The following is an 8626-nucleotide window of genomic DNA, read 5'->3' on the forward strand; positions in this document are numbered from 1 at the left end:
TATTGCTGTTGAAGCTGTTATGAAGAATAAGTTTTAATAAACACTACAAAAGGAATTTCTTAATTGAAATTCCTTTTATTTATATAAAATACTTAAATTTAAATCATAGTTTTTTTTAAATTATTAATTCAAATTCTTGTAAAAATTAATGAAATTTAAAAAATATTTTTAAAAAATTTTATATGGACAGAATTTTGACATTCAATGTGTTATAATCAAGAAAAATCAAGAAAGGAGAATAAATGAAAGTTATTTTTTCTTTTATATGGGGGGGGGGTATAACTCTTTAGAATATACTCAAAAACCTTCATCTATTTTTAAAGGAACTTAGAAAGCATTTTTTATCTAATCACAAATATTTAAAAATTAAAAATAAAAAGGATAAAAAATGGAAATCAAAAGAATTTTAACAGAATTTACAGACCTAGAAGAAAGTAAAAAAGAAATATTAAAAGAAAATATTTCAAACTTTGTTAAAGAAAAAGATAAATGTCTTGGTATTCATAATTTTGCTTTTCAATTTGTAAAAGATGAAACAAAATGCGTTGAAAAAAGATATTTAGATATTTTATTAAAAGATTTAGATTTTGATTTAGAAAACAGAATGAAATTAGCTGCTTTGATTGAAGAAGCATATCATATCAGCTTTAAATCAAAAGATATTTTAAACTATCAAAAACCAACTTCAACAGCATTAATACCTGATATATCTAATATAACAGAAGTTATGAAATACTATAAAGAACAAGAAGAATCTAAAGAAGAGTATGCAGAATTAGATGAGTTGTTAAACAAATCAGATTTAGATGAAGAAGATAAAAATAAGCTAAAGCTAAATATCAAAAAACTAGCAAACACAAAGCTAAATATATTAATTACAGGCGGAACAGGAGTTGGCAAAAGCTCTACTATTAATTCGCTTTTTAATATGGGTGATGAATACAAGCAAGAATTTAGCGAAATCGGAACTACTAGCAAACCACAAACAATGGAGATTAAAAAATACGAAATAGGAAAAAACCTTGTTTTATGGGATAGTCCAGGTTTAGGAGATGGGATAAAAGATAGTGAGCATATTGCAAAAATCAATAAAAAACTTCACGAAAAAGATAGCAAAGGAAATGCTTTAATAGATTTAGTTTTAGTTATTGTAGATGCAAAGACTCGTGATTTAGGCACTACCTATCATCTAATTACTAATGTAATAATCCCTGCCTTAGGAGAAAACGCAAAAGATAGAATATTAATAGCGCTTAATAAGTGTGATCAAGCTTTAGAAGGAGATTTTTGGGTGAAGGGTGATAGTCCTTATCCAGAAGAAGAGCTTATAAAATATCTTGATGAAAGTGTAAAGATAATTAGTGATAGGATATATGAGACAACTAGCGTAAGGATTGAGCCTATATATTATTCATCAGGTAAGAGCAGAAATGGCATTCAAGAAAACCCATATAATTTAGGAAAATTACTTAACTTCATCATTGATTATACTCCCATCAAAAAAAGAGCAGTATTTAAAGGTAAGGTAAACGAAAATAAAAACAATTGGAAAAGCAACGAAAAAGTAAAGCCTAATACAAATAATTTTAATTCATCAAACAATCAATCAACAAGCACCACAAAAGATTACAAAGCTTTAGCTGATGAAAAGATAGAAAAAAGCTTATGGGATAACTTATGCGATAATGTTGAAAAAGCAGTTGATTTTGTTGTTGAAAATAAAGAGAAGATTATGGCAGTAGGTGGATTTTTATTAAGTGCTGTAAATAAAATTTTTAAAAAATAAAAAAACAAAAAGAATTTGAAATATGACTTTCAAATTCTTTAAAGGAGTATAAATGCCAATAGCACCAAAGCCAAGCAAGTTTATTTGTCAAGATTGTGGGTATTCAGTGGTGATAATTCATAAAAGCGATTGCCTAAGTGCAAATGATTTACCACCATCTAAATGCCCTAAATGTAAAAATAGTGTTTGTTATGATAGAAAAAGAGCTAATACATTTGATATAGCTTTAGCAAAATTAAAGGAGATTTTATGAAAAAATATAAGCCTACCACAAAAGAAGAATTACAAGAGTTAGTAAGAGATACGAGAATTTATCTAGGTGATATTGATACAAGTTTAATTACTGATATGAGTAAATTGTTTTATAAAAGTTATAGAGGGGATTTTAGTGGGATAAACGAATGGGATACAAGTAATGTAACTAATATGAGTGGTATGTTTGCAGGTCGTATTGGTCTCGATCAACCATTAAACTTTGATACTTCAAATGTAACTGATATGAGTTATATGTTTTCACATTGTCTTTTCTTCAATCAACCATTAAACTTTGATACTTCAAATGTTACAAATATGAGTGGTATGTTTTTTGAGTGTGGTCGGTTTAATCAACCTTTAAATTTTAATACTTCCAATGTAGCTAATATGAGCAAGATGTTTTCAGGTTGTTATCACTTCAATCAACCATTAAACTTTGATACTTCAAAGGTTAATACTATGAGTCATATGTTTAATGGTTGTAGAAATTTTAAACAACCATTAAACTTTGATACTTCAAAGGTTAAATATATGAGCCATATGTTTGAAAATTGTGAGCGATTGAATCAATCTTTAAACTTTGACACTTCAAAGGTTATAAATATGAGTTATATGTTTTCAGGTTGTTATTACTTCAATCAACCATTAAACTTTAATACTTCAAGAGTTACAAATATGAGCTATATGTTTAATGGTTGTAGAAATTTTAAACAACCATTAAACTTTAATACTTCAAGAGTTACAAATATGTTTGGTATGTTTCTTTGGTGTAGTCTGTTTAATCAACCATTAAACTTTAATACTTCAAGAGTTACAAATATGAACAGTATGTTTATGGGATGTTATAACTTTAATCAATTACTAAACTTTGACACTTCAAAAGTAATTGATATGAGCTATATGTTTGCTAATTGTAAAAACTTCAATCAACCATTAAACTTTGATACTTCAAAAGTTAATTACATAGATAATATGTTTCAAGATTGCGATAGTTTAGAGCAATTGCCTAAATTTTATACAGATTTCATAGAAAAACACAAATAAGATTTAAGAATTTGAAATAAGAATTTCAAATTCTTATTTTTCAATTATCCTTGTAATATCGTTAAAGCTTGTAAATGTTTTTTAATATGATTTTCTTTTCTTAATCGTATAATTTATATAAAAATAAATTAAAATCGTAGATATTAAAGCAATAGCAAGAGTTAAAGTGCTATTGTGAATATCTCCTAATTTTAAAAAGCAAAATTTAAAAAACGCATTTAGAATACTAAATAAGGTAAAATAAAATAAAAAGCCTAAATCTTTATCGCCTTTATAAAAATTAATAATATTTTTACAATAGATTTTAGTCGCAGATATACTAAAATAACTCCATATCATAAGCAACAAAAAACCTAACAAAAAACCTCGAGCATAAGCATCATCGTCATCTATAAAAAACCATGGCAATAAGTATCTTAATGGTATTAAAGTAAGTATAAAAGTATCCATATATAACATTAAAAAAGACCAAGAAATTACATACAATAAAACAAGAAATATCAAAACTTTAAAACAAGTTGCAACAAAAACTTTTATTAATTTATTATATATCCATTCTATCACATTAGCCCTTATAAAATATGCAAATTAATATAGTGAAATTATAAGAATTTAAATCTTAAAACTCAAAATATAAAGCACAAAAATACTAGATACTTTTAATTATTTTAGATTAATTTAAAAAATTGATAAATCTAAAGCTTTAGATAAGCCCTCTAATATCCTAACACCACCTATTGAATTACCCTTGCTATCAAGTGCTGGTCCATAAACCCCTATCCCAAATTCTCTAGGGACAAGCGATACCATACCACCGCCCACACCACTTTTACATGGAAGTCCTACCCTTACAGCTATTTCTCCTGATAAATCATAAGTTCCACAAGTTAGCATTAAACTCTTAATCGTTCTAGCTATTTTTTTACTAACTATTTGCTTACCATCTTTAAGCCCATCATTAGCTAAAAATAATCCTAATTTAGCTAGGCTTTTTGTGTTAGCTAGTATTGAGCATTGTTTAAAATAAACTTCTAAAGCCACCTCAACATCATCACTAATAATCCCATCATTTTTCATAAAATACGCTAAGGCTCTATTTTTATTGCCTGTTTTATTTTCGCTTTCGTATATTTTAGTGCTTAATGACGCTTCATTATCATCAGTAATCAAACGAAAAAACTCAAGCACTCTATTAAATCTCTCTTCAGCATTTTTGCCTTTAATCATAGAAGCAACTGCAATAGCACCTGCGTTTATCATTGGATTAAATGGCTTTTTATTGTTTGATGTTTCAAGTTTCATAATTGAATTAAAGGCATCTCCTGTAGGCTCAACACCTACTTTTGAGAATACATACTCATAGTCATTATCTAATAAAGCTAACATTAAAGTAACTATTTTAGAAACACTTTGAATACTAAACCTTAGCTCACTATCACCCGAGCAAAAAACATTATAATCCTTATCAATCACGCAAACTCCCAAAGCGTCTAATTTAGCCTTGCTAAGCTCTGGGATATAATTTGCCAATCTTCCTAATTTTGTATATTTAATATTATCTTTTACTAATCTATCTAACAACTCTTGCATATTTAAATTATATTTCCTATCGCACTAATTAAACTACTTCCGCCTAAAATCACAGAAATTAAAGCGATGATAATACCTAAAAATATTTTAATATTGTTATTTTTATGATTTTTTAAAACCTTACTGCTTGATGTAATATACACCAAATAAACAACAATTACAGGTAGTATTATGCCATTTAGAATTTGAGCTGTAAATATTAAAGTTATAGGATTAAATCCAGTTGAAGAAACAATTACTCCAATTAATAATATTGCAGAACAGGTTAATTTAAAACGAATATCGTTATGCTTATAATCCCAACCTAAAAAAGCACTCATAACATAAGCAGCTCCCATAGGAGAACTGATAGAACAAGCAAGTCCAGCAGCAAATATACCAACACCCAAAACTATTTCAGCATAATTACCTAATAATGGTCTAAGTTGTATAGCCATATCAGAAGCATTTTTTACTTCCATTCCTATCATTGCAACACCAGCTGTAATTACAACAGCTGCTGTAATAATTCCACCTGTGGTTATAGAAAAATATATATCCCATTTTGATAGTTCTAATTCACTAGCATCTTTCCAAGTTCGTTTAGCGGTTGCTGAATGTATAAAAAAATTATAAGGCACAATAGTTGTCCCTATAATTGCAATGATAGTAAATAAACTGCCATCAGGAAAAGTAGGTAATAATAATCCTTGAAAAACTAAAGAAAAATCTGGCTTAACAACAAACATTGTTAAGATAAAAATCAAAGCCATTATAATAACCAATAGCATAAAGATTTTTTTGATAATATCAAAACTACCCATCCATAATAATACAAATACAAACAACCCCATATAAGGAGTAAGAGAAGTTATATTTATCCCAGTTATCGTTGATAGACCTAGTGCAGCACCAGTTAAATCCCCTGCATTATAAGCAGCACAACCTAAAACCACAGAACCGCCCACTAAAATTCCACTTAATATTTTTCCAATCTTACTTTTAAAAGTGTTTAATATGGCTTCGCCTAATCCCTTTTGAGTAATTATTCCAAGCCTTGCTGACATTTCTTGCAATATAATAGTAGCTATTATTGAAAATAAAACAGCCCAAAGTAAAGCAAAGCCAAATCCAGCTCCAGCCTTAGTGCAAGTTGTAATTGTTCCAGGGCCAACAAAAGAGCCAGTAACTACAGCTCCTGGCCCTATTGCTTTAATTTTATCCTTCCAAGTATATTTATTTTGCATAATTCCCCTTTATGTTTTTATATGTTATTTAATATTAAATCTATACTTAGTAAGGCCTGTTAAAAAATATATACTCATCCACACTGCTACATGCCCTGAAGTATTTTGTGGGTCTTTTCCTGGATATAATTCAACAAAATCAAACGCACTAGCACCTGCTTTTCCACATTCGTGCAACATCATAGCAAGCTCATATGTGCTAAGACCACAAGGATCAGGTGGGCCTGCTGGATTAAATGCTATATCTAAAACATCAGAGCATATAGTTACATAAATAGCTTCTGTGCCATTACTTGCAATTTTAATTGCTTCGCTTATAGCAGCTTTCCAACCCATTTCTTTTACTTGCATTCCAGTAATTACATGAGCTCCAAATTTTTTTGCTTCTTTTAAACCATTTGGATTGTTTCTAGGTCCTCTTATTCCAAAATGCACCATTTTTGTAGGGTCTATATAAGGGTCTTCGTATAATCTATGAAAAGGAGAACATCTAGCTAATTTTTCTTCGCCAAATTTATCCATATTATCCATATGTGCGTCAAAATGAATAATGCCTATATTTCCATTATGTGCCTTGGCAAACTCACTAATTAACGGAAATGATATTGAGTGATCACCTCCAAATACTACAGAGATTTTTTTGGCTTTCATTATTTTAGAATACTTATCTTTTATGCTATTAAAAGAAAAATCATAATTACCATTTTCTATAGCACAATCACCAAAATCTCCACCAGTAAAATAATCAAATACATCTAAATCAAATTCTGGTAAATATCCACCATATCTAACAGAAGCAGCTCTAATATTTTTTGTAGATAACTCACAACCTGAATAATTACCATAAGTGCAAACCCCTTCCCAAGGCACACCCATTACTACAATATCATAATTGTTTAGTTCTTCATCATTATGAATCTTAGGCAACCCTAGAAATGATGGAACACCACTAAAAACTTCGCCAATTCTTCTACTAGGAACATAACAAATTGGTTTATCGTTCATAATCACTCCTTTTTTTAATATAGACTTTTATTATGGAATGAAATTATGTTTTTTATAATTTTTTTGATTAAATTTGATAAAAATCAATATTTTGTGTTACTTTTTGTAATTTTATTGCATAAGCTAAGATATTTTATAGAATAAAAAGTATTTAAAATCAGCTCTAATGCTTTTAACCCCATAATGATTTTCTTTGTTTATTTTCATTTTTATTGATTAATTCTTCTAATTTTTCTAAATCGCTTTTATTAAATTTATTAAAGGAAAGCTCATAAAATGTATAAAAAATCTTAAATCTTTTTCGCTTTAAAAAAATTCTTATAGTATTTTTAAAATTTGTTTTAAAAAAATAATACTCTTTAATATCATCATATTTTATTTTGCTAACTCCTAAGCCTTTTACAAACACCAAGCAATCTTCATAGTAAATCACTCTTTTAACACCACAAAATATAATTAAAGTGCATAATATAATTACTACGCCGATTATTTTATAAATAATTAATTCATCTTTTAAAAAGCTTACAATACTAATAAATGAAAGCAGCATTAAAAATCCAAAAGTTATATGAACTAAATCAAATCTTTTTGGATTAATCACATAAATCGCATTGCTTGTATCAACTTCTCTTAACATATAAATTACAAGGATATAAATAGCGATAAAAATCATAAAATATAGCCAATTTTCTACTACAAAAATAAGCGAAATTAAACTAAATAAAACAATGGCAAAAAATTTTGATTTATCATAAAAATACTTCATTGATAAAACAAAATAATGAACAAACATATAAACAAACATTAAAAACAAATAATTTTCAATAAAACAAGATTTGATTGCAAGATATACAAAAACAGCATTTATAAGAGTTAAAATAAATATAATTATAAATTTTAAAATTTCTTTAATCATTTAATATTTTTTATCTAATAATGTGTATTTTACTTGTTTATCTTGATTATAAATATCTAAGATTTCTTTTAATAAATAAATCACTTCTTCTTCGCTAAGTAAATTATTACCCTCAATATCTATGATTACAAATATAGCAGTATCAGTTGATAAACGCTTTTTATGCACAAGAAGTATTTTAATAATATCTGTTTTATATTTTAAAATCCAAAATATTCTATTTGAATTTAAATCACAATCAATAAAAAAACAATCAAGCTCTTTATTAAGTAGTATGGTTTTTGTGTTGAATATGGTATCTTGTATATTATATTTAGCAAGTGCTTCATTTATTTTATATTTTTCATAAATTTCGTTATCAATTTGTATAGTTTTAAAATCTACTCTAAGCTGCGTATTGCCTACAAAACTTGATTTACTTTTAAAGAATTTCTTATATAACATTACTAATAAATAATAATACATAAATGGCAAAATCAAAGCTATTATTCCGCCTATTGATAAAGTCCAAATAGGAATATAAGAAAAACAAAACATAATAGATAAAAATATTAAACATAACTCTTTTGATATCTTGCTATATATTATATGAGTTAAAAAACATAAAGGTATAATAAATATTGAACCTAATAAACTTCCATAAGGTGCTTGTGTAATTGATAAAAACATATAAAAAGTATCATATACAAAAAAAATTATCGTAAATAAAAAACAACAAATAGACAATATTACAATTGAAATCACAATTTTTATAATACTTTTTTCTATCATAAAATCTCCTTTTGTTTATATGTATTCTCCTAG

General features: G+C 27.0%; 9 protein-coding genes. 3 read left to right on the forward strand and 6 right to left on the reverse strand.

The genetic code is table 11. From position 1 onward, the window contains the following. Positions 1–388 precede the first annotated feature (388 nt). From AVBRAN12642_RS09310 to AVBRAN12642_RS09320, 3 genes are read left to right on the forward strand one after another with little or no spacing between them, the layout of a single operon-like run. On the forward strand, positions 389–1786 hold the full coding sequence (locus tag AVBRAN12642_RS09310) for a GTPase family protein (RefSeq protein ID WP_336608276.1): 1398 nt from the start codon (positions 389–391) through the stop codon (positions 1784–1786). Between the two features lie 52 nt (positions 1787–1838). Then, entirely contained in the window at positions 1839–2039 is a 201-nt protein-coding gene (locus AVBRAN12642_RS09315; RefSeq protein ID WP_336608277.1) for a hypothetical protein, read from the forward strand. Next, on the forward strand, positions 2036–3085 hold the full coding sequence (locus tag AVBRAN12642_RS09320; protein WP_336608278.1) for a BspA family leucine-rich repeat surface protein: 1050 nt from the start codon (positions 2036–2038) through the stop codon (positions 3083–3085). Before AVBRAN12642_RS09315 ends, AVBRAN12642_RS09320 begins: the two co-directional genes overlap by 4 nt. Before the next feature lie 81 nt (positions 3086–3166). Here the strand turns inward: AVBRAN12642_RS09320 and AVBRAN12642_RS09325 are convergent, their stop codons facing one another. The 6 genes from AVBRAN12642_RS09325 to AVBRAN12642_RS09350 all read right to left on the reverse strand — a co-directional run bounded on the left by AVBRAN12642_RS09325 (position 3167) and on the right by AVBRAN12642_RS09350 (position 8593). Then, entirely contained in the window at positions 3167–3649 is a 483-nt protein-coding gene (locus tag AVBRAN12642_RS09325) for a hypothetical protein (protein WP_336608279.1), read from the reverse strand. Positions 3650–3763: 114 nt separating this feature from the next. Beyond that, positions 3764–4675 carry a glutaminase A gene (gene glsA, locus AVBRAN12642_RS09330; RefSeq protein ID WP_214150556.1) on the reverse strand — a complete coding sequence of 304 codons (912 nt, stop codon included), beginning with the start codon at positions 4673–4675 and terminating at the stop codon, positions 3764–3766. A 2-nt stretch (positions 4676–4677) separates the two neighbouring features. Continuing rightward, positions 4678–5901 carry an Nramp family divalent metal transporter gene (locus tag AVBRAN12642_RS09335; protein WP_336608280.1) on the reverse strand — a complete coding sequence of 408 codons (1224 nt, stop codon included), beginning with the start codon at positions 5899–5901 and terminating at the stop codon, positions 4678–4680. A gap of 24 nt (positions 5902–5925) precedes the next feature. Then, a complete protein-coding gene (locus AVBRAN12642_RS09340; RefSeq protein ID WP_239803038.1) occupies positions 5926–6906 on the reverse strand; it encodes an agmatinase family protein in 981 nt (326 codons plus the stop codon). A 172-nt stretch (positions 6907–7078) separates the two neighbouring features. Continuing rightward, a complete protein-coding gene (locus AVBRAN12642_RS09345; protein ID WP_336608281.1) occupies positions 7079–7822 on the reverse strand; it encodes a hypothetical protein in 744 nt (247 codons plus the stop codon). Continuing rightward, positions 7823–8593 (reverse strand): hypothetical protein, encoded by a 771-nt coding sequence (locus tag AVBRAN12642_RS09350; RefSeq protein WP_336608282.1) that lies wholly within the window; start codon positions 8591–8593, stop codon positions 7823–7825. Positions 8594–8626 lie beyond the last annotated feature (33 nt).

Origin of the sequence: Campylobacter sp. RM12642, assembly GCF_020137635.1 — a bacterium.
GTDB lineage: Bacteria > Campylobacterota > Campylobacteria > Campylobacterales > Campylobacteraceae > Campylobacter_E.

Bases quoted from the DNA above. Each gene is read 5' to 3' on its own strand.
- AVBRAN12642_RS09310 (WP_336608276.1), top strand. From the start codon at position 389: ATGGAAATCAAAAGAATTTTAACAGAATTTACAGACCTAGAAGAAAGT.
- AVBRAN12642_RS09315 (WP_336608277.1), top strand. From the start codon at position 1,839: ATGCCAATAGCACCAAAGCCAAGCAAGTTTATTTGTCAAGATTGTGGG.
- AVBRAN12642_RS09320 (WP_336608278.1), top strand. From the start codon at position 2,036: ATGAAAAAATATAAGCCTACCACAAAAGAAGAATTACAAGAGTTAGTA.
- glsA (WP_214150556.1), bottom strand. From the start codon at position 4,675: ATGCAAGAGTTGTTAGATAGATTAGTAAAAGATAATATTAAATATACA.
- AVBRAN12642_RS09335 (WP_336608280.1), bottom strand. From the start codon at position 5,901: ATGCAAAATAAATATACTTGGAAGGATAAAATTAAAGCAATAGGGCCA.
- AVBRAN12642_RS09340 (WP_239803038.1), bottom strand. From the start codon at position 6,906: ATGAACGATAAACCAATTTGTTATGTTCCTAGTAGAAGAATTGGCGAA.
- AVBRAN12642_RS09345 (WP_336608281.1), bottom strand. From the start codon at position 7,822: ATGATTAAAGAAATTTTAAAATTTATAATTATATTTATTTTAACTCTT.
- AVBRAN12642_RS09350 (WP_336608282.1), bottom strand. From the start codon at position 8,593: ATGATAGAAAAAAGTATTATAAAAATTGTGATTTCAATTGTAATATTG.